Source organism: Streptomyces hirsutus, assembly GCF_001418415.1.
Taxonomy (GTDB): domain Bacteria; phylum Actinomycetota; class Actinomycetes; order Streptomycetales; family Streptomycetaceae; genus Streptomyces; species Streptomyces hirsutus.
On the sequence record NZ_LIQT01000218.1, the window covers coordinates 1 to 21714 of the forward strand.

Below are 21714 nucleotides of genomic sequence, written 5' to 3' on the forward strand. Positions count from 1 at the left end.
GCGCCGGCTGGGCACCGTACCCGCGGCCGTCGCCGGGCGACTACGTCTCCCCGCGCGACCTCGCCGTGCAGGCTCCCGTGCCCCGGCAACAGGAAGTCCGCCCGTCGTACGACCCCTTCGCGGGCCGGCGCACCGGCCCGGACCGCGCCCTGCGGGCCGTCGTCCTGGCCGCCGCCGACCCCGCGAACGCTTACGGGGCGGCCCTGGGCTGGCCCGAGCCGCCGACAGGCGCCGGGCACAAGCCGGGGCGCAAGGCGGGTTCGCTGGTGGTCCTCGTCGACGGTGAGCTGACGCTCTATGTGGAGCGCGGCGGCAAGACGGTGCTGGCGTGGCCCGCGGACCCGGACGGCGAACCCGCCGACGACCCCCGCCTTCCCGTGGCGGCGGAGGCCCTGGCCGCTGCCGCCCGCGCGGGCTCCCTCGGCACGGTCACCGTGGAGCGGGTCAACGGCGCCCCGGCCCTGACCTCAAAGCTCGGGGCGCTTCTGGAGGCCGCGGGCTTCGTCGCCACCCCCAGAGGCCTGCGCCTCCGCGCCTGACACACGCCCCGCCCTCCGTCCTCCCCGGTCCGCCTCAGTCCCGGCCACAGCGCCCGGCCGCACTCCCCCGGTCCCCGCCCGAGGGCATGCCACCCTTGACCCATGCCCGAAGGAGACACCGTCCGGCAGGCAGCGAAGCGGCTGCACAGCGCCCTCGCGGGCACGGTGCTGACCCGCAGCGACCTCCGGGTGCCCCGGTTCGCCACGGCGGACCTCACCGGCCGCGCCGTCCTGGACGTCACCCCGCGTGGCAAGCACCTCCTCACCCGTGTCGAGGGCGGCCTGACCCTGCACTCGCACCTGCGGATGGACGGCTCCTGGCGTGTGTACGCGAACGGGCAGCGCTGGAGCGGCGGTCCGGCCCACCAGATCCGCGCGATCCTGGGCAATGCCGACCGCACCGCCGTCGGCTACCGCCTGCCCGTTCTCGAACTCCTGCGCACCACCGACGAGGACCGCGTGGTCGGCCACCTCGGCCCCGACCTCCTCGGCCCTGACTGGGATCCCTCCCTGGCGATGGCCAACCTGCTCCGCGACCCGGCCCTCCCGCTCGGCGAGGCCCTCCTCGACCAGCGCAACCTCGCCGGCATCGGCAACGTGTACAAGAGCGAGCTCTGCTTCCTGCTCGGCGTCACACCCTGGCTCCCCCTCGGTGAACTGTCCCCCGAACGCGCCGCTCAGCTGCCCGGACTCGCCAGGAAGCTGCTGGAGTACAACCGCGACCGTCCCGTCCGCAACACCACGGGACGCCGCGACCAGAACCTGTTCGTCTACGGCCGCGCGGCTCGCCCCTGCCTGCGCTGCCGTACCGAGGTCCGCCGGGCCGACCAGGGCGACGGTTCCCGGGAGCGCCCCACCTACTGGTGCCCCGTCTGTCAGCAGGGCCCGGCCCCGGTATCCGGCTCCTGAATCGGCGGGCCACCGATCGGCGGACCGTCAGGTCTGCTCGTACGTCCCCCCATGGCCCTCGCGCCCTACGCCCTCACCGCCCTCGGCACCGGTGCCGCCGACGGCACCGGCCGTGCCTGCGCGCCATCGCCGACCGAGACGGGGGCGACCGCGCACGTCACGGACCCCGACGCAAAGGGCCGGCACGAGAGGGCGGCCCGTATCCCGGCGGCGGGCGGCCACCGCCCGCGTCCGGTCGTCCGGGCGGTGGCCGCCCGCGACCGCCCAAAGGTGCTGCCCGCGGTCGCAGGGATCCATGGGCCATGCGCGGCAGCCCGTCCTCGAGCCCCGGGACGAGGACCTCGACCGCGCGCCGGACGTGAACTTCACGACCCTGCCCGTGCCGACCCGGAGGGCCCGGACGGCCCGGTTGTCGTCGCCCCTGGGACGGGTCGGCGAGCCGGAGGACGTCGCACGGACCGCCTTGCACCTGACCTCGGGCGGGAACCCTTCACCACAGGCCGGATTCCCCACCCGAACGGGGACGTGGCGACGCCGTGGGGCCGGCCCCCGGCGAAGTGACCGCCGCTGAGGTACCGGCCGCCGAGGTACCGGCGCCCGCTTTCCAGGCCCGCCGCCACCGCCCGTCCGCAAAGACGCCTTTCGCGCGCTCCTTCGGCATGCAGTGCACCGGAAGCAGGCTCAGCCCCCAGCCCCCGGCCGCGACCGCCGCCTCCAGCACTCCGGCGTCGGGGGCCAGCAGCAGCCTCGCCGCGGCCCACCACCACAGGATCCCGAGTCCCAGCACAGCGCCCCGAGCACCCCGGCGAACCGCCCGCGCCCTCATGGCCTCCCACCTCCGGTCGGACGTTATGAGGCCGCTCATCCGGGTGACCGGGGCGCACCGACGGCATACGGGCGCACCCCACCCCGCGCCGATCGCCGCCCCTGTGCTCCTACGGCCCCGGCGTGCCGCACGCCCGCCCGGCCCGGTTCGCTGCCGCTCAGGGCAGTGCCCGGGAACACGTCACCCGTTCTCGGCCTGGAACATCCAGTGCTGCTTCTCGAGATCTCCCGTCACCGCGATGAGGAGGTCCTGGCTCACCGGGTCCGGCTCACCGGTCGCGTCGACCCGCTCGCGCATCCGCGCGATCACCGCACCCAGGGCGTCCACCATGGCACTCACCGCGGCCGTGTCGTCGACCCAGCCCTCGGGCGTCACCCCGATGCCGCTGCCGACGGCCACCGTCGCGGCGCGCCCGTCGGGTGAGACGCCCAGTGCCGCGGCGCGCTCCGCCACGGTGTCGGTGTGCGTCCGCGCGAGGGCCACCACCTCGTCGAGTTGCAGGTGGACGGAACGGAAGCGCTGCCCGACCACGTTCCAGTGGATCTGCTTCGCCACCAGGCTGAGGTCCACCAGGTCGACGAGGGCTCCCTGGAGCGCCTCGGACACAGTCTTCAGGTTCTCGTCGGACAATGGGCTCTTCACGACGTACATCCGCACCTCCGTGGCTGATCCCCCGCATGGTCCCTCGTTCCCTCAACCATGGCGGTCACGCCTCGGACCGGCAAATGCACACACATACGCGGGGAACGGGACGGCCCGGCCCCGGAACGCGGGCAAGCGAAAACCCCGGCGACGCCCCTCCGGATCTCCCGGAAGAGCCCCTGCCGGGGCCTGTCGTCACACTGTTGCGCCGCGTCAGGCGGCGACGACGTCCACCGCTTCGGCGGGCGCCTTGATGGTCACCCGTTCCGGTGGCACACCGGTCACCGAGACGGAACCCAGCATCGGGCGAACCGGCGCGGGTACGGGTTCGCTGGGGGTTGCTGCAGCCGACCGGGCCAGCTCGGCGAGGGCGAGCTCGTCGCTCACTTCCCGCATGAGCTCGGACATCCGTACGTCCAGCGCGTCGCAGATCGCGGAGAGCAGCTCGGAGGAAGCCTCCTTCTGCCCCCGCTCCACCTCGGAAAGATAGCCGAGTGAGACTCGGGCGGACGAGGAGACTTCGCGCAGAGTACGGCCCTGGCGCTGGCGCTGCCGACGCAGCACGTCACCCAGCAGGCGACGGAGCAGAATCATCGGTGGCTCCCTCCTCGGGCCGTGTATCCGGATCCTTCTCGCCCCACCGTACCGCCTTGCGCTGCGGCCGTGCGGGGAGCGATGTCGTGTTCACTCTGGGCTGCAAACATCAAAACCCCCCGTTCCGTTCCGTATCCTGTGCCCGCTCATTCCCGGTCTGTTCGCCCGCAAGCTCCTCAAGAAGCAGTGCGAGTACGCTCCGTACACTCTCCATACGAATTTCCGCCCGGTCGCCGTTCAACCGCAGGCGCTCCACTTTTCTGCCACCGGCGGAACCCGAAAGTGCCGCCGACGGCCCGTGCACGGCCACATAGACGGTCCCGACGGATTGTCCGTCCTGGGGATCCGGGCCGGCGACGCCCGTGGTCGCGATCCCCCAGTCCGCGCCCAGCGCCTTGCGGACACCGGCCGCCATCTCCGCCGCCACCTGCGGATCCACCGCTCCGCTCCGCGCCAGCAGGGTGGCGTCGACGCCGAGCAGTTCATGCTTGAGTTCGGTGGCGTACGCCGTGACCGAACCCCGGAATACCTTGGACGCCCCGGGGACGGAAGTGATCTCCGCGGCCACCAGACCGCCGGTCAACGATTCCGCGACGGCCAACGTCATATCCCTCACGGTGAGTAGTCGCACTACTTCGGCGGCCGGAGAACTCACGCTTCCATCTCTTCCAACGCGGCCTTCCTCTCCGCAATTCCCTGTCGGCGCAGCACAATGGCCTGTCTCACGTAGTCGAGCCCGGTCATGACCGTGAGCACGACAGCCGCCGCCATCACCCAGAACCGCAGAGTCGCCAGCCACCCCGTCAGCGCCAGCACGTACATGCCGACGGCCACGCCCTGGGTGAGGGTCTTGAGCTTGCCCCCGCGGCTCGCCGGAATCACGCCGTAGCGAATGACCAGAAAACGCAGGAGGGTGATGCCGAGTTCCCGGCCGAGAATGACTCCGGTGACCCACCAGGGGAGGTCTTCCAGCACGGACAGACAGATCAGCGCCGCTCCCATGATCGCCTTGTCGGCGATGGGATCGGCGATCTTCCCGAAATCGGTGACCAGGTTGTAGGTGCGCGCCAGATGACCGTCGAACAGGTCGGTGATCATGGCGACGGCGAAGGCGGCCCAGGCGAACGAGCGCCAGGCCGGGTCGTATCCCCCGTCGGCCAGCATCAGGGCGACGAAGGCCGGAACGAGGACCAGCCTGAGCATGGTGAGCAGGTTGGCGATGTTCCAGACGCTGGCCTGGTTGACGGCCGCCGCCGCGATCTTCTTGCCCCGCGCCGGGTGCCCGTCGCCGTCACGGCCGTCGCCGCTCGAAACGTCGTGGGAAACGCCGCGCGGCGTGCTGCCGGGAACCCCCTCCGGAACGCCGCCCGCGGCGCTGTCGGTCGCGCCCGGGGAGGCGGGGGTCCGGGTCCGGGAGGCTTCACCGCCCGGAGTCCCGCCGGGCCGCGAACGGCCGGCCGGAGTCGCCGCCGCCCTCCTCGCGCCGGAGGGGCCTCCCGCCGCGGATGCCGGGACACCCGTCATCTGCCCGCCTCCTCGCTCAGCGCGGGCGAACCCTGGAACAGCGGCTCGGCCACCAGGTCGACACCTTCCGTGCCGACGACCTTCGCCTCGACCATACGGCCGGGACGCAGGCCCGTGCCGCTCGTGAGCAGCACCTGGCCGTCGGTCTCGGGAGCCTGGTGTGCCGCACGGCCGTACACACCCTCCTCCTCGTCGACGGACTCCACCAGCACGCGCACGGTCTCGCCGACCCGCTCCTCGGCACGCTGCGAGACGAGTTCCTCGGCCATCCGGGAGACCCGCGCGAGCCGCTCGGCCACGACGTCCTCGTCCAGCTTGTGCTCGTACGTCGCCGCTTCGGTGCCCTCCTCGTCGGAGTAGCCGAAGACACCGATGGCGTCCAGCCGCGCGTGGGTCAGGAACCGCTCGAGCTCGGCGAGGTCGGACTCGGACTCGCCGGGGAAGCCGACGATGAAGTTGGAGCGCACCCCGGCCTCGGGCGCCTTGCTCCGGATGGTGTCGAGGAGCTCCAGGAAGCGGTCCGTGTCGCCGAAGCGGCGCATCGCGCGCAGCACGTCGGGCGCGGAGTGCTGGAAGGACAGGTCGAAGTACGGGACGACCCCGGGCGTGGAGGTCAGCACGTCGATCAGGCCGGGACGCATCTCGGCGGGCTGGAGGTAGCTGACGCGGACCCGCTCGATGCCGTCGACCTCGGCGAGCTCGGGCAGCAGGGACTCCAGGAGGCGGATGTCGCCGAGGTCCTTGCCGTAGGAGGTGTTGTTCTCGGAGACCAGCATGACCTCCTTCACGCCCTGCTCGGCCAGCCATCGCGTCTCGCCCAGCACGTCGCTGGGGCGGCGCGAGATGAAGGAGCCGCGGAAGGACGGGATGGCGCAGAAGGAGCAGCGCCGGTCGCACCCGGAGGCGAGCTTCACGGAGGCGACCGGGGTGCCCTCCAGCCGGCGCCGCAGGGGCGCGCGGGGGCCGGAAGCCGGGGCGAGGCCCTCGGGCAGGTCCACCGGGGCGTGCCCCGGGAGCGCGACGGACGCGGCGGACTCCTGCCGCTCGGCGGGGCTGATCGGCAGCAGCTTGCGCCGGTCACGCGGGGTGTGGGAAGCGTGGATGCCGCCGTTCAGAATGGTCTGGAGGCGGTCCGAGATGTCGGTGTAGTCGTCGAAGCCGAGCACGCCGTCGGCCTCGGGGAGCGCCTCGGCGAGTTCCTTGCCGTACCGCTCGGCCATGCAGCCCACCGCCACCACGGCCTGTGTTCTGCCGTGGCCCTTGAGGTCGTTGGCCTCCAAGAGGGCGTCGACGGAGTCCTTCTTGGCGGCTTCGACGAAACCGCAGGTGTTCACGACGGCGACGTCCGCGTCTTCGGCATCCTCCACGAGCTGCCAGCCGTCCGCCTCCAAACGGCCTGCGAGCTCCTCCGAGTCCACCTCGTTACGGGCGCAGCCAAGGGTGACGAGTGCGACGGTGCGGCGATCAGGCATGGGCTCAAGACTACTTCGTCCCGCTGACGCCCCACGTCGACGGGGTTGACCGATCCTGGCCGACCCCGTCGACGAAGCACCCTTTGGGTGGATGCCGTCCCGTTATCCGGCCTGCGGGTCGCCCTTGGTGTAGGTCAGGCGCTCCACGGCGCCCGGCTGCCAGTCGTCCTCGATCTTCTTGCCGTTGACGAAGAGGTCGATCGCGCCGGCGTCACCGAGCACGAGGTTGATCTTCGAGCTGTCCTCGAAGGTCTTGGAGTCGCCCTGCGCGAGCAGTCCGTCGAAGAGCAGCCGGCCGCTGTGGTCCTTGGCGGAGATCCAGCTGCGCCCGTCGGGGGCGCTCACCTTGACGATCACCTTGTCCTGCGGCGCGGCCGCGATGGCACTGTCGGAGGACTCCGGCTCGGGGGCGGGCTTCTCGGACTTGGGGGTGGAGGATTCGGAGGCGCTCGCAGTGGCGTCGCCGTCGGCGACGTTCGCCTTGTCGCCGTCGCCGCCGTTGACCATCGTGAACCCGACGAAGCCGATGACGACGACGATCGCGGCCACCATGGCGGCGGTCCAGTTGGGCCCGCGCCGCTCGGGACGGATGCGTTCCGCCTCGAACAGGGGGGCTGCCGGGGTGGGGGCCGGACGGCCTCCGTGTTCGGCGTCGTACTGGGTGATCAGTGGGGCGGGGTCGAGGTGCACGGCCCGGGCCAGGGTTCGGATGTGCCCGCGCGCGTAGACGTCGCCGCCGCAGGGCTCGAAGTTGTCCGCCTCGATGGCGTGCACGATGGCGATGCGGACCCGGGTGGCTGTGGTGACGTCGTCGACGGTGAGGCCGGCGGCGATGCGCGCCTGCTTCAGCGCACGTCCGACGGAGGGACGGTCTCCCTCGGAGACGTCGTCGGACACATCGGGTACGTCGGATACGTCGTCGAACGGACGCTCGTCTTCAGGAGAGTTGCCGATGGACACGGGGGCGCCTTTCGAGCGTGTAGCCACCTGTGCTGGAGGTTCAGTCTAGGGGGGTGACAAAAGGGTGGGGCAACCGGGCGGCCTGACTTTGTACGCCATCGGAATGGCCCGACATGCCGATGATGGCACTACTGCTTACCGTTTCCCTCAACTTGACGTGCGACCGGGGAAAAGGGTTGCGCACTGATCCCTTACGGGTGGGTCACGATCGGCCACCTGGGTGCGCCGAAGCGACGACCGTGTCCCCCTGCCTACCCTTCAGACTCCCCCCGGATCACGGCGAGCACGCCGTCCAGCTCGTCAGCCTTCACAAGAACGTCACGAGCCTTCGACCCCTCGCTCGGTCCGACGATGTTCCGGGACTCCATGAGGTCCATGAGCCGGCCCGCCTTCGCGAAGCCCACGCGCAGCTTGCGCTGGAGCATGGACGTCGACCCGAACTGGGTGGAGACGACCAGTTCGGCCGCCTGGCACAGCAGGTCGAGGTCGTCGCCGATGTCCTCGTCGATCTCCTTCTTCTGCTTGGTCCCGACGACGACGTCGTCCCGGAAGACGGGCGTCATCTGGTCCTTGCAGTGCTGGACGACGACGGCGACCTCCTCCTCGGTCACGAACGCGCCCTGCATACGGGTCGGTTTGTTCGCCCCCATCGGCAGGAAGAGGCCGTCTCCCTTGCCGATCAGCTTCTCGGCGCCGGGCTGGTCGAGGATGACCCGCGAGTCCGCGAGGGAGGAGGTGGCGAACGCGAGCCGGGAGGGCACGTTCGCCTTGATCAGACCGGTGACGACGTCGACCGAGGGCCGCTGCGTGGCGAGCACCAGGTGGATACCGGCCGCCCGCGCGAGCTGCGTGATCCGCACGATGGCGTCCTCGACGTCCCGCGGGGCGACCATCATCAGGTCGGCCAGCTCGTCGACGATCACCAACAGGTACGGGTACGGCTGGAGTTCCCGCTCGCTGCCCTCGGGCGGCTTGACCTTGCCCTCGCGCACCGCGCGGTTGAAGTCGTCGATGTGCCGGTACCCGTAGGCGGCCAGATCGTCGTAGCGGAGGTCCATCTCGCGGACGACCCACTGGAGGGCCTCGGCGGCCCGCTTGGGGTTGGTGATGATCGGCGTGATCAGGTGCGGGATGCCCTCGTAGGCGGTGAGCTCCACGCGCTTGGGGTCGACCAGGATCATCCGGACGTCCTCCGGCGTCGCCCGCATCATGATCGACGTGATCAGGCAGTTGATGCAGGACGACTTGCCGGAGCCGGTGGCGCCGGCGACCAGCATGTGCGGCATCTTCGCCAGCGAGTGCATGACGTAGCCGCCCTCGACGTCCTTTCCGAAGGCGACCAGCATCGGGTCGTCGTCCTCGGCGGACTCCGCGAGCCGCAGTACGTCACCGAGGTTGACCATCTCCCGGTCGGTGTTCGGGATCTCGATGCCGACTGCGGACTTGCCGGGGATGGGGCTGATGATGCGTACGTCGGCGCTGGCGACCGCGTACGCGATGTTCTTCGTCAGCGCGGTGATCCGCTCGACCTTCACGGCCGGGCCGAGTTCCACCTCGTAGCGGGTGACCGTGGGCCCGCGCGTGAAGCCGGTGACGCGGGCGTCGACCTTGAACTCGGTGAAGACGGTGGTGAGCGAGTCGACGACGGCGTCGTTGGCGGCGCTGCGCGACTTGCCGGGGCCGCCGCGCGTGAGGAGGTCGAGGGCCGGCAGGGAGTAGGTGATGTCACCGGACAACCGGAGCTGCTCCGCGCGCGGGGGGAGGTCGCGGGGCTCGGCCGGGGTCTTGGTGAGGTCCAGGACGCCGGAGTCCGCCCGTTCCCGGTCCTGCTTGTCCTGCCCGCCCCGCTTCGGCGCGTTCTGCCTGACGCCCGGCCTCGGCCTGTCCTGCTCGCCCTGCTGGGGGCGGGCGGCCGGCACCGGTGTCGGGGTGGTCGGCTCGCGGTCGCCCGTGCGCACGCCCTGGGTCAGGTCGGCGACGATCGGCGAGGGCGGCATCCCGTGCAGGACGGCGCCGTCGAGGGAGGCGGCGGCCGCGGCGGCCACGTCCACGGCGTCCATCGGCCGGTTCATGTCGGGCTGGGGCACCGCGGACCTGCGCGGCCGGCCCCGGCGCCGTGACAGCGCCTCCCGCTCCGCGAGGTCGGGGTCGTACTCCACAGGCGCGCGTCCGCGCCCTCGGCGGCTCGCGGGCAGCGCCTCGCGCCACTGCTCGTCGTAGCGCTCGTCGTCCTCGCCGAACTCCTCCGGCTCGAGGTCGTGGACGAGTCCCAGCTTGGTGCCGAGCAGTCGCAGCCGCTGCGGAATGGCGGTGACCGGAGTGGCGGTGACGACCAGCAGTCCGAAGACGGTGAGCAGCACCAGCAGGGGCACGGCGAGCACATCGGTCATGGTGTACGACAGTGGCGTGGCCGCGCCCCAGCCGATGAGCCCTCCGGCGTCCCTTATGGCGTGCATGCCGTCGCTGCGGGCGGGCGAGCCGCAGGCGATGTGGATCTGGCCGAGCACACCGATGAGGAGCGCGGACAGGCCGATCACGATGCGGCCGTTGGCCTCCGGCTTCTCCGGGTGCCGGATGAGGCGCACCGCGACGACCGCGACCAGGATCGGCACCAGCAGGTCGAGCCGGCCGAACGCGCCGGTGGCCAGGATCTCCACGAGGTCGCCGACGGGACCCTCGAGGTCGGCCCAGGTGCCCGCGGCGACGATGAGTCCGATGCCGAGCAGGAGCAGCGCGAGGCCGTCCTTGCGGTGGGCGGGGTCGAGGTTCCTGGCGCCCTGCCCTATGCCCCGGAAGACCGCTCCGACGGCGTGCGCCAGCCCCAGCCACACGGCGCGCACGAGCCGGTAGACGCCGCCGGTCGGGCTGGGAGCCGGTTTGGGAGCGGGCCTCTTCGCCCCGGCCTTCTTGGCGGGCGGTTTCCTGGCCGGGGCCTTCTTGGGAGGCGGCTTCCTGGCAACGGCCTTCTTCGCCGGGGCCTTCGCGGAAGCAGCCGCCTTCTTCGCGGGTGGCTTCTTGGCTGCGGAGGGACGTGAGGCCATGGGGGTGAGGTTACCGGTGGAGACGCCGGTGGACACGCGTGCCAGCCGCTTCACCCGTTCGTGTCGCTGCCACGGAGGCGCCGAACTGACGCGGGGAGAGGCTGTCCGGCGGACCAAGTCAAAGGTGACTGACGGTTTCTGTCCGGCTGGGGCGAGCGGGGACTGGTACGTTCCACCGCACGGCGGAGGAGGGAGGAGGGAGGCCGTGCCGACCCCCGGGGCTCCGGCATGAGATGCCGGACAGGCCCTGCGGCCCACGATCCGTGCCGTACGAGCCACAAGGCCCGTACGTCGTCGGTCAGTTCTGCGACGGCATGGGGGACACGCCGCCCGTGCCCGGTTCCAGCGCGTCCAGCGCCCGCCGCAATCCCGTGAGCTTGCGCTCCAGATGGGCCGCCGTGGCCACCGCGGCCGCGTCGGTCGATTCGTCGTTGAGCTGCTTGGACAGGGCCTCGGCCTGTTCCTCGACGGCCGCGAGCCGCGCGGAGAGCTCGGCGAGCAGGCCGGCGGACTCCTTCTGCTCCCCCGCGTCCTTCTCGTCGCCCTCCAACTGGAGCCGCAGCAGCGCCGCCTGCTCCCTCAGCTGGCAGTTCTTCATGTACAGCTCGACGAACACCGAGACCTTCGCACGCAGCACCCACGGGTCGAAGGGCTTGGAGATGTAGTCGACCGCACCCGCCGCGTACCCGCGGAACGTGTGATGCGGGCCGTGGTTGATCGCGGTGAGAAAGATGATCGGGATGTCCCGCGTCCGCTCGCGCCGCTTGATGTGCGCCGCGGTCTCGAAGCCGTCCATGCCCGGCATCTGAACGTCCAGCAGAATGACCGCGAAGTCATCCGTGAGCAGCGCCTTGAGTGCTTCCTCCCCGGACGATGCCCGTACCAGCGTCTGATCGAGCGCCGAGAGGATCGCCTCCAGCGCCAGCAGATTCTCCGGCCGGTCGTCGACCAGGAGGATCTTGGCCTTCTGGACCATGGCCCGCCCTCCTCGCCCCGGCTTGGGGCCTCCCCTGTCCGCAGGTCCTGGGTGGACACCGGCGGGTGCCGTCCCAGGGGACGGCGCCCTTGCGCCGCCCGTCCTTGTGCCGGTCATCGTAGCCGCACCCCGCCCGTCGCCACACCCTGTCACCGTGATGTCACTGTGCACATAGCAGAAACGCGGAGCGGGACCAGAAGGTTCCCCGAATCCCGTACTTCTACACGGCTTCACGCACGCCGCGTCAGCGGCTCCACGTGAACGGTGAAGCCCTCCTCCACCATCGCACGCCCCGGATCACCACCCTCACGCCCCCCTCTTCCGGGGCACCGCGGTCACACCCCCCGCATCCACTGCTGCATCACCGACAGCAGGTGATCGGGGTCGACCGGCTTCGTCACGTAGTCGGAGGCTCCCGACTCGATCGCCTTCTCCCGGTCGCCCTTCATCGCCTTCGCGGTGAGCGCGATGATCGGCAGTCCCGCGAACTGCGGCATCCGACGGATCGCCGTCGTCGTCGCGTATCCGTCCATCTCGGGCATCATGATGTCCATCAGGACGACCGCCACGTCGTCGTGCTGCTCCAGCACCTCGATGCCCTCGCGGCCGTTCTCCGCGTACAGCACGGACAGCCCGTGCTGTTCGAGGACGCTGGTCAGCGCGAACACATTGCGGATGTCGTCGTCGACGATCAGCACCTTCTGCCCGCCGAACCGGATACCGCGCTGCGACCGGGGCGCCGCATCCCGCTCCCGCTCCGGGGCCGGCGTGCCCAGCCACTGTTCCGGCTCCTGCGGCGCGGGCCGCTGTTCCAGCTCGGGCAGGGGCCTGCGACGCCGCCGGAACAGAGCGGCCGGACCGTTCTGGGTCTCCCGGTACGACGTCGCCTCGGCCGGTGCCTCCACCGTCGCACCGGAGGAATCGGCCGACGCGGACGTGCTGCCGCTCTCCAGGGCCGGCATGGACTGCGGGTAGCCGTGCGGCGGCAACTCGCTCGGGTGCAGCGGGAGATACAGCGTGAACGTCGAGCCGCGACCCGGTTCGCTCTGCGCGTGGATCTCACCGCCGAGCAGTTGGGCGATCTCCCTGGAAATGGACAGTCCGAGTCCCGTGCCGCCGTACTTGCGGCTGGTCGTGCCGTCCGCCTGCTTGAACGCCTCGAAGATCACCCGCATCTTGCTGGCGGCGATCCCGATGCCCGTGTCGGACACCGAGAACGCGATCAGGTCGGCGTCCGGGTCGGTCAGCGAACCGGCCTCCAGCAGCTGCTCCCTGATGGCCTGCGGGACATCGTCGCGGGCCGGGCGGATGACCAGCTCGACGGACCCGGAGTCGGTGAACTTCACCGCGTTGGAGAGCAGGTTGCGCAGCACCTGCAGCAACCGCTGCTCGTCGGTGTGCAGCGTGGCCTGCAGCTCCGGGGAGACCCGCACCGACAGGTCCAGGCCCTTCTCCGCGGTCAGCGGACGGAAGGTGGCCTCCACGTAGTCCACGAGCTGGACGAGCGCGATGCGCGTCGGGGAGACGTCCATCTTGCCCGCCTCGACCTTCGACAGGTCGAGGATGTCGTTGATCAGCTGCAGCAGGTCGGAGCCGGCGCCGTGGATGGTCTCGGCGAACTCGACCTGCTTCGGGGAGAGATTCCCCTCGGGGTTGTCGGCGAGCAGCTTGGCCAGGATCAGCAGCGAGTTGAGCGGAGTGCGCAGCTCGTGCGACATGTTGGCCAGGAACTCGCTCTTGTAGCGCATGGAGACCGCGAGTTGCTCGGCGCGCTCCTCCAGGACCTGCCGCGCCTCCTCGATCTCGGTGTTCTTGACCTCGATGTCGCGGTTCTGCTGGGCCAACAGCTCGGCCTTCTCCTCCAGTTCGGCGTTGGACGCCTGGAGCGCCTTCTGTCGCTGCTCCAACTCGGCCGAACGTTCACGGAGTTGCTCGGTCAGCTCCTGCGACTGCGCCAGCAGCAGCTCCGTCTTGGTGTTCACCGAGATGGTGTTGACGCTGGTCGCGATCATCTCGGCGATCTGGTTGAGGAAGTCCTTCTGGATGTGCGTGAACGGGGTGAACGAGGCCAGTTCGATAACGCCCAGCACGGTCCCCTCGAACAGCACCGGAAGCACGATCACCTGGGCGGGCGGCGCCTCCCCCAGCCCCGAGGAGATCTTCAGGTAGCCACTGGGCGCGTTCTCCACCAGGATGGTGCGCTTCTCCATGGCGGCCGTCCCGATGAGCCCCTCCCCGGGCCGGAACGACGTCGGCATCGAGCCCAGCGAGTAGCCGTACGAACCGAGCATGCGCAGCTCGTACTGGTCGTCGTCGGTGATGCTCACGTCCTCCCCGTCGACCAGGGGCATCGAGAGGAAGAACGCGCCGTGCTGCGCGGAGACCACCGGCGTCAGCTCGCTCATGATCAGCGAGGCCACGTCCTCCAGGTCCCGGCGGCCCTGCATCAGCCCGGAGATGCGGGCCAGATTGCCCTTGAGCCAGTCCTGCTCCTTGTTGGCGATCGTGGTGTCGCGCAGGTTGGCGATCATCTTGTTGATGTAGTCCTGGAGTTCCTGGATCTCCCCGGACGCGTCCACGTCGATCTTCAGGTTCAGATCGCCGCGGGTCACCGCGGTCGCCACGCGTGCGATGGCACGCACCTGGCGGGTCAGGTTCCCCGCCATCTCGTTCACGGACTCGGTCAGGTCCCGCCAGGTGCCGTCGACGTCACGCACGCGCGCCTGCCCGCCGAGCTGCCCCTCCGTGCCCACTTCGCGGGCCACCCGCGTGACCTCTTCGGCGAACGACGAGAGCTGGTCCACCATCGTGTTGATGGTGGTCTTCAGCTCGAGGATCTCCCCGCGCGCGTCGATGTCGATCTTCTTCGTCAGGTCGCCCTTGGCGATGGCCGTGGTCACCATGGCGATGTTGCGCACCTGACCGGTCAGATTGGACGCCATCCGGTTCACGGACTCGGTGAGGTCCTTCCACGTACCGGCCACACCCGGCACCTGCGCCTGGCCACCGAGGATGCCGTCCGTGCCCACCTCGCGGGCCACCTTGGTGACCTGCTCGGCGAACGCCCTCAGCGTCTTCACCATGATGTTGATGGTGTCGGCGAACTGCGCCAGCTCACCGCGCGCCTCGATGGTGACCTCCCGCGTCAGGTCACCGTTGGCGACCGCGGCGGACACCTGGGAGATATTACGCACCTGCGTGGTCAGGTTCTTGGCCATCAGGTTGACGTTGTCGCTCAGGTCCTTCCAGATGCCCGTGACCCCGGGCACGTGCGCCTGACCGCCCAGGATGCCCTCGGTGCCCACCTCGCGGGCCACCCGGGTCACCTGCTCGGCGAACGACGAGAGCTGGTCCACCATCGTGTTGACGGTGGTGACGAGTTCGAGGATCTCGCCCTTGGCGTCGACGGTGATCTTCTTCGACAGATCGCCCTTGGCGACCGCGGTGGTGACCTCGGCGATGTTGCGGACCTGGAGGGTCAGGTTGTTCGCCATGCCGTTCACCGACTGGGTGAGGTCCTTCCAGGTGCCGGAGACGCCCTGCACCTCGGCCTGACCGCCGAGGATCCCCTCCGTGCCCACCTCGCGGGCCACCCGCGTGACCTCCTCGGCGAACGACGACAGCTGGTCCACCATCGTGTTCAGCGTGTTCTTGAGCTCGAGGATCTCCCCGCGCGCGTCCACGGTGATCTTCTGCGACAGGTCGCCCCGGGCCACCGCGGTCGCCACCTGGGCGATGTTGCGCACCTGCGCGGTGAGGTTGCCGGCCATGCCGTTCACCGAGTCGGTGAGGTCGCGCCACACGCCGGCGACACCGGGCACCTGGGCCTGGCCGCCGAGCCGGCCCTCGGTGCCCACCTCGCGGGCCACCCGCGTGACCTGGTCGGCGAACGACGACAGCTGGTCCACCATCGTGTTGATGGTGTTCTTCAGCTCGAGGATCTCCCCGCGCGCGTCGACGTCGATCTTCTGCGACAGGTCGCCCCGGGCCACCGCCGTCGTGACCTGGGCGATGTTGCGCACCTGGCCGGTCAGATTGGACGCCATCGAGTTGACGGAGTCGGTGAGTTCCTTCCAGGTGCCCGATACGCCGTCCACCCTGGCCTGACCGCCCAGCCGGCCTTCCGTGCCCACGTCCCGGGCCATGCGCGTGACCTGGTCGGCGAAGCTCGACAGCTGGTCCACCATCGTGTTCACGGTGTTCTTCAGCTGGAGCATCTCGCCGGACACGTCCACGGTGACCTTCTGCGACAGGTCGCCGTTGGCCACCGCCGTCGTCACCTGGGCGATGTTCCTCACCTGACCGGTGAGGTTGCGGAACGCGGTGTTGACGGAGTCGGTGAGGTCCTTCCAGGTCCCCGCCGCCCCCGGCACCTGAGCCTGGCCGCCCAACTCGCCCTCGACACCGATCTCGCGCGCCACGCGCGTGACCTCGGCACCGAAGGAGGACAGCTGGTCCACCATCGTGTTGACGGTGTTCTTCAGCTCCAGCATCTCGCCGGCCACGTCCACGGTGACCTTCTGCGACAGGTCGCCGTTGGCGACCGCCGTCGTCACCGCCGCGATGTCCCGCACCTGCGTGGTCAGGTTCCGGAACACCGTGTTGACGGAGTCCGTCAGGTCCTTCCAGGTACCGGCGGCACCGGGCACGTTCGCCTGACCGCCCAGCTGCCCCTCGGCCCCGACCTCGTTGGCGACCCGGGTGACCTCGTCCGCGAAGATCTTCAGCGTCTCGGTCATCTGGTTGATCGTCTCGGCCAGCTGCGCGACCTCGCCACGGGCCGGAACGGTCACCTTCCGCGACAGGTCGCCGTTGGCGACCGCGGTCGTCACCTCCGCGATCTCGCGCACCTGCGCCGTCAGGTTCCCGGCCATGGTGTTGACGGAGTCGGTGAGCTCCTTCCACACACCGTCCACCCCGGACACCTGCGCCTGCCCGCCCAGCGCACCCTCGGTGCCCACCTCGCGCGCGACGCGGGTCACTTCGGAGGAGAACGCCGAGAGCTGGTCCACCATCGTGTTGACGGTGTTCTTCAGCTCCAGCATCTCGCCTTCGACGTGCACGGTGACCTTGCGGGACAGATCGCCCCGGGCGACCGCCGTCGTCACCAGCGCGATGTCGCGCACCTGCGCCGTCAGCCGCTCCGCCATGGTGTTGACCGAGTCCGTGAGGTCCTTCCACGAACCGGACATGCCCCGCACCCGGGCCTGGCCGCCCAGCTTGCCCTCGGTACCGACCTCGCTGGCCACCCGCGTGACCTCGTCGGTGAAGGTCGACAACTGGTCGACCAGATTGTTGACGGTACGCCCGACCTTCAGGAACTCGCCGCGCAGCGGCTGTCCCTGCCCGTCGCCCAGCTGTGCCCGCAGCTCCATCCGCGGTGACAGATCACCGTCGGCCACCGCCGACAGCACCCGGCTGACCTCGGAGACGGGCCGCACCAGATCGTCCACCAGCGCGTTCGAGTTGTCGATCGCGGTGGACCAGGAACCCTCGCAGGCCCCCGTCTCCAGGCGCTCGGTGAGTTTCCCCTCGCGCCCCACCGTGCGCCGCACCCGCGCCAGCTCACCCGTCAGATGGAGATTGCGGTCGGCCACCTCGTTGAAAACCGCCGCGATCTCCGCCATCACGCCGTCGCCGGACACCGTGAGCCGCTTGCGGAAATTCCCGTCCCGCATCGCCACCAGGGCGACCATCAGGCGGTTCAGGGCCACGGTGTCCACCATGGTGGTCCCGCCCCGGGACCTGCCCTGCTTACCAGGGGACTGTCCGCCTTTCGCGCGCGTGTTCGTGCCCCGCGTCGCTGCGCCAGACTCCACTGTGTCCCTCCCGCAGGGGTCGACCGTTACTGCTGTACTCGGGTACCACCGCACGGCGTACCTGTGACTGCTGACTGCTTCTGCCTGTTCTGTTTACTCGTGCATATGCGTGTACTACTGCGATACCTGCCCTGCCGGTCAGGGCTCTACCCGGACCGCCGCCCGGCCCGGAGGACACCCTCCCTGTCCGGCCTTCGCAACAACCGGCCTGCCCAGTGTTTCACCCCCGCCGAACCAGGCCATAACAGTTCGGCAGCTTCGCACATCGTCCGCACGCACTCCGGACGTCGGACACCTCCCGACGGAAACACAGCAGACCGGCCTCCGCTCGGACCGCGAAGGTAAGTAACCTTGCATCCGGCTGTCCAGCCACACCGGTCCGTCCGGTCCGGGCTGTGGCACGGAGACGAGCGGGCATCGGAGGGCGGCCGCACACATGAGCAGCGGACTGATCCCGGGGGAACAGCCCCCGGACCCTCGGCCGACGAGCGGCCTGCCGCACCAGCGGCACGAGCCGGTCGCCCAGGGGACCATGCCCGTCGAGAACCGGTCGAGGAGTTCTGTGATCACCGCGCGCGCGGCCGCCAGCTTCGAGCCCGTCGGGCGCTCGGTCGCGAGTGCCCGCTCCTTCGTCCGCGACACCCTCCAAGGGTGGGGGTTCGCCGACATCATCGACGACGCCGTGGTCCTCACCAGCGAGCTCGTGACCAATGCCGTGATCCACGCCGGCACCTGGGCCGACCTGCTGTGCCTGCGCTGCGACGACGGTGTACGGATCGAGGTGACCGACCGGTACCCGGAGCGTGAGGTCCCGCTCCAGGGCCCGGCCGCCGGCATGGGCAGCCCCGACCGCGAGGGCGGGCGCGGCCTCCAGCTCTGCGCGGCCCTGGCCGGCCGCTGGGGCGTCGAGTACACCCCCGCCCACAAGACCGTCTGGTTCCAACTCGACGTTCCCGACCGCCCGGTGGGCGCCCGCTCGGCCGGGCCGGCGCTGCCGTCCGAACTCCTCCCGATCGCCGACGCCCGGGTCCGCGTCGCCGTCGTGCAGATCGACCGGATCGGCGCGATCTCCTCCTGGAACGAGGACGCGGAGGAACTCTTCGGCTACACGGCCGACCAGGTCACCGGCAAGCCGCTCACCGACCTCGCCGCCTGGCCGCACACTCCCGGCACCGGCACCGGCATCGCGGAGGCGCTCCAACTCTCCCGCTGGGAAGGCAGTTACGGCATAAGGGACACCAGCGGCCGGGTGGTCCCGGTCTACGCCTCGCACCTTCGTGTCCGCGACACGGACGGCGATCCGTCAACCGTGTGCCTTCTCGTCAGGGACCACGAAAGGGCGGTCCTGCAGACCCCGTTGCGAGGCCCCTCCGCCGACTCGGCCGGCTCCTCCGAGAGCCAGAGCACCGATCCCTTCGAGGTGTTCATCGGCTCGCCCGCCCCGGACGACCTCGACGGCCTCCTGCAGCGCACGGTGGAACGCGCACGCGACATGCTCGACGGTGACTCCGCCTTCCTGCTCCTCGCCACCGATGACGAGACGGAACTCGAGGTACGTGCCTCCACCGGCCTGCCCTCCACCCGTCAGCGCTTCGCCCGCGTCCCGGTGGAGGCCGGCTCCGGCCGCTACGGCTCCGCCCGCATGCCGGCCGTCCACGACGACCTCTCCACCCTGCCCGGTGCGGTTCCGCTTCTCAACGGCACCGGCATGCGCTCGGTCGTCACGGTCCCGCTCAAGGTCGAGGGCCGCCTCACGGGCTCCCTCGGCGTCGCCGCGGAGGGAGCCGGCCGGTACTCCAACGAGGAGGCGCTGCGCCTCCAGTTCGCCGCCGACCGCATCGCCCTGGCTGTCGAGTCGGCCCGTCTGGGCGAGCTGGAGCGACTGCGCCGGGGCTCGCTGAGTTTCCTCGTCGAGGCGTCCGACCTGCTGGCCGGCACCCTGGACCGTGACCAGACCCTGGCCCTCATGGCCCAGATGACCGTCCCCACCCTGGCCACCTGGTGCGCCGTCTACACGATCGCCGACCAGGCGTCCGAGCCGTACCTCTCCTACGTGCTGCACGAGGACGAGGAGCTCATCGACGGCATCAAGTCCCTGCTTTCGAAGATCGCCCCGCCCGATCCGGTCCCCGCTCCCGGCGCCCGTGTCTGGTCGGCTCCCGGCGAGGTGGCCCATCAGGCGGCCCTGCGCTCGTCCATGCGCAGCCTGGGCCTGTCCAGCGGCCCGAGCGGCCAGGTCACCTCCGGCATCGGTCCCACCCTCACCACGGCCTCAGCCGTCGGTGGCGAGACGGTGGTCCTCCCGCTGGTCGCCCGTAACCGCGTCATCGGCATGCTGACGCTCGGCAAGCCGACCGACGAACACTTCCGCCAGGAGATCCTGGAGCTCGCCGAGGACCTCTCCCGCAGGGCCGCCCTGGCCCTGGACAACGCCCGCCTCTACTCCGAGCGCACGGCCATCAGCCAGTCCCTCCAGCGCAGCCTCCTGCCGCCGGAGCTCCCCGACATCGACGGCGTCGAGGTCGAGGTCATCTACCGCGCGGCCGGCGAGGGCAACGAGGTCGGCGGCGACTTCTACGACCTGTTCCCGATCAGCGACGGCACCTACGGCTTCGCCATCGGCGACGTCTGCGGTACGGGCCCGAACGCCGCGGCCGTCACCGGCCTGGCCCGGCACGCCCTGAGGCTGCTGGCCCGCGAGGGCCTCAGCGGCCCCGCGGTCCTCGAGCGCCTGAACTCCGCCATCCTCGACGAGGGCGCCCGCAGCCGCTTCCTCACCCTGCTCTACGGCGAGCTGCGCCCGCGGGAGGACGGCAGCGCGGACCTGAAGGTGGTGTGCGCCGGCCACCCGCTGCCGCTGCGCCTGCGCCAGGACGGCACCGTCGAACCGGCAGCCGATCCCCAGCCCCTCCTCGGTGTCCTGGAGGACCTGGAGCTGTACGAGCAGACGGTCACGCTCGATCCGGGCGACGTCCTGCTGTGTGTCACCGACGGTGTCACCGAGCGCCGTGAGGGCACGCGCATGCTCGGCGACGACGGCCTCGCCGACGTCCTGACGACCTGTACGGGTCTGACCGCCGGCGCGGTCGCCGCCCGCATCATGCGCGCAGTGGAACGCTTCGCCTCCGACGCCCCCTCCGACGACATGGCGATCCTCGCCATGCGCGTCCCGGAACTTCACCAGGAGTGAGCTGGATCAGAGCTGCCGGATCAGATCCGGGCATGAGAAAGGCCCCGCCCGGGAGGGCGGGGCCTTTCTGATCGGAGCCCCCAAACGGAATCGAACCGTTGACCTTCTCCTTACCATGGAGACGCTCTACCGACTGAGCTATAGGGGCCTGTTGCCAACTGCGGTTTCCCGCCCGGCAACGGAATAGATCATACCCTGAGCAGCCCCGTGCTCCCAACCAGCGCTCCCCGGCTGGTCCTCGCCCGCGGTTCAGACAGCCGCCTGCAGCAGTCCGCCCAGTGCGTTGCACGCCGACGCGACGCGCTGCATGTCCCGCTTGGTCAACGAGGCGTCCACGGGCAGGGCGAGCGTCTCGTCGGCGGCCCGTTCGGTCTCGGGCAGGGACACGCACCGCCGGAACTCCGGCAGCCGGTGCACAGGCGTCTTCACCGGCACCCTGCACTCGACTCCCCTGGCCCGCACGGCCCGTGCGAAGGCGTCCCGGTCGGGCCGTCCGTTTCCGGGGATCCGTACGACGTACTGCTGGTAGGTGTGCCCGTCGCCTCCGTCGGGCGTCCGCACCCCCCGCAGTTTCGCGTCGAGGTAGGCTGCCCGCTCCCTGCGCCGGGCGACCTCGTCGTACGGAGCCTCGGACTCCCCGTGCTCCAGCACGAGCAGGCCGTGTCGCTGTCCGAGAGTGTGCAACCGCGCGAGGTCGGCGTGCCTGCCGAAACGATGCACGGCGACGACGGCCGCCGTGCGTGGGGTGATGGCCGCTTCCACGGCGGCCGGCGCGAGGCAGTAGGTCGCCGGATCTATCTCGGCGAACACCGGCAACGCACCTGCGAGAGTGACGGCTTCGGCAACCTCCACGTTCCCGAAGGCGGACACGACCACCTCGTCACCGAATCCGACGCCGGCGGCCCTGAGCAGTGCAGCAGTACCCATGGGAACGATGCTCGTTGCGCAACGTGAACTTCAAGTGACGCAGAACAAAAAAGGGTTGGACCCCGAACCGAAGTTCGGGGTCCAACCCTTTTCAAGAATTGTTCGGCGGCGTCCTACTCTCCCACAGGGTCCCCCCTGCAGTACCATCGGCGCAATAAGGCTTAGCTTCCGGGTTCGGAATGTAACCGGGCGTTTCCCCTACGCTATGACCACCGAAACATTATGAAACAGACAACCGCACCACGCCAAGCACGTGGGGTCGTTCGTGGTTTCAGAACCAACACAGTGGACGCGA

13 protein-coding genes, 1 tRNA gene, 1 rRNA gene and 1 pseudogene are annotated in these 21714 nt (G+C 70.2%); 3 read left to right on the top strand and 13 right to left on the bottom strand.

Annotated features, from left to right (window positions below; genetic code table 11):
- A pseudogene (locus AOK11_RS17675) lies at positions 1-539 on the top strand (DEAD/DEAH box helicase); the annotation flags it as partial.
- Between the two features lie 102 nt (positions 540-641).
- Complete coding sequence (locus tag AOK11_RS17680) at positions 642-1448, top strand: Fpg/Nei family DNA glycosylase (protein WP_055594684.1); 807 nt, start codon at positions 642-644, stop codon at positions 1446-1448.
- A 490-nt stretch (positions 1449-1938) separates the two neighbouring features.
- Here AOK11_RS17680 and AOK11_RS45035 read toward each other — a convergent pair whose 3' ends face one another.
- The 10 genes from AOK11_RS45035 to AOK11_RS17730 all read right to left on the bottom strand — a co-directional run bounded on the left by AOK11_RS45035 (position 1939) and on the right by AOK11_RS17730 (position 17302).
- Positions 1939-2274, bottom strand: a complete 336-nt coding sequence (locus AOK11_RS45035; RefSeq protein ID WP_055594692.1) for a hypothetical protein — start codon at positions 2272-2274, stop codon at positions 1939-1941.
- Between the two features lie 180 nt (positions 2275-2454).
- Positions 2455-2925 (bottom strand): Dps family protein, encoded by a 471-nt coding sequence (locus tag AOK11_RS17690; protein WP_055594685.1) that lies wholly within the window; start codon positions 2923-2925, stop codon positions 2455-2457.
- A gap of 204 nt (positions 2926-3129) precedes the next feature.
- Entirely contained in the window at positions 3130-3510 is a 381-nt protein-coding gene (locus AOK11_RS17695) for a helix-turn-helix domain-containing protein (RefSeq protein ID WP_055570607.1), read from the bottom strand.
- 109 nt (positions 3511-3619) lie between these two features.
- Positions 3620-4165, bottom strand: coding sequence for a CinA family protein (locus AOK11_RS17700; RefSeq protein WP_055594686.1), 546 nt, complete (start codon positions 4163-4165; stop codon positions 3620-3622).
- Complete coding sequence (gene pgsA / locus AOK11_RS17705; RefSeq protein WP_055594687.1) at positions 4162-5034, bottom strand: CDP-diacylglycerol--glycerol-3-phosphate 3-phosphatidyltransferase; 873 nt, start codon at positions 5032-5034, stop codon at positions 4162-4164. The genes AOK11_RS17700 and pgsA overlap by 4 nt, the downstream gene beginning before the upstream one ends.
- Positions 5031-6506 (bottom strand): 30S ribosomal protein S12 methylthiotransferase RimO, encoded by a 1476-nt coding sequence (gene rimO, locus AOK11_RS17710; protein WP_079034922.1) that lies wholly within the window; start codon positions 6504-6506, stop codon positions 5031-5033. Before rimO ends, pgsA begins: the two co-directional genes overlap by 4 nt.
- Positions 6507-6608: 102 nt before the next feature.
- On the bottom strand, positions 6609-7466 hold the full coding sequence (locus tag AOK11_RS17715) for a helix-turn-helix domain-containing protein (protein WP_055594689.1): 858 nt from the start codon (positions 7464-7466) through the stop codon (positions 6609-6611).
- Between the two features lie 251 nt (positions 7467-7717).
- Positions 7718-10507: a DNA translocase FtsK gene (locus AOK11_RS17720; RefSeq protein WP_206188875.1), complete on the bottom strand. Its 2790-nt coding sequence runs from the start codon at positions 10505-10507 to the stop codon at positions 7718-7720.
- A gap of 298 nt (positions 10508-10805) precedes the next feature.
- On the bottom strand, positions 10806-11483 hold the full coding sequence (locus AOK11_RS17725) for a response regulator (RefSeq protein ID WP_055594690.1): 678 nt from the start codon (positions 11481-11483) through the stop codon (positions 10806-10808).
- Positions 11484-11818: 335 nt separating this feature from the next.
- The gene (locus AOK11_RS17730) at positions 11819-17302 is read right to left on the bottom strand and encodes a HAMP domain-containing protein (protein WP_079034923.1); all 5484 of its coding nucleotides are present in this window, start codon (positions 17300-17302) and stop codon (positions 11819-11821) included.
- 436 nt (positions 17303-17738) lie between these two features.
- Here AOK11_RS17730 and AOK11_RS17735 point away from each other — a divergent pair, with 436 nt between their 5' ends.
- Positions 17739-20492, top strand: a complete 2754-nt coding sequence (locus AOK11_RS17735; protein WP_055594691.1) for a SpoIIE family protein phosphatase — start codon at positions 17739-17741, stop codon at positions 20490-20492.
- A 75-nt stretch (positions 20493-20567) separates the two neighbouring features.
- On the opposite strand, the gene AOK11_RS17740 is transcribed toward AOK11_RS17735, so the two are convergent.
- From AOK11_RS17740 to rrf, 3 genes are all read right to left on the bottom strand, one after another.
- A tRNA-Thr gene (locus AOK11_RS17740) sits at positions 20568-20640 on the bottom strand.
- 101 nt (positions 20641-20741) lie between these two features.
- Positions 20742-21419 carry a DegT/DnrJ/EryC1/StrS family aminotransferase gene (locus tag AOK11_RS17745; protein ID WP_107098612.1) on the bottom strand — a complete coding sequence of 226 codons (678 nt, stop codon included), beginning with the start codon at positions 21417-21419 and terminating at the stop codon, positions 20742-20744.
- Between the two features lie 100 nt (positions 21420-21519).
- Positions 21520-21636: ribosomal RNA gene (gene rrf / locus AOK11_RS17750) — 5S ribosomal RNA — on the bottom strand.
- Positions 21637-21714 lie beyond the last annotated feature (78 nt).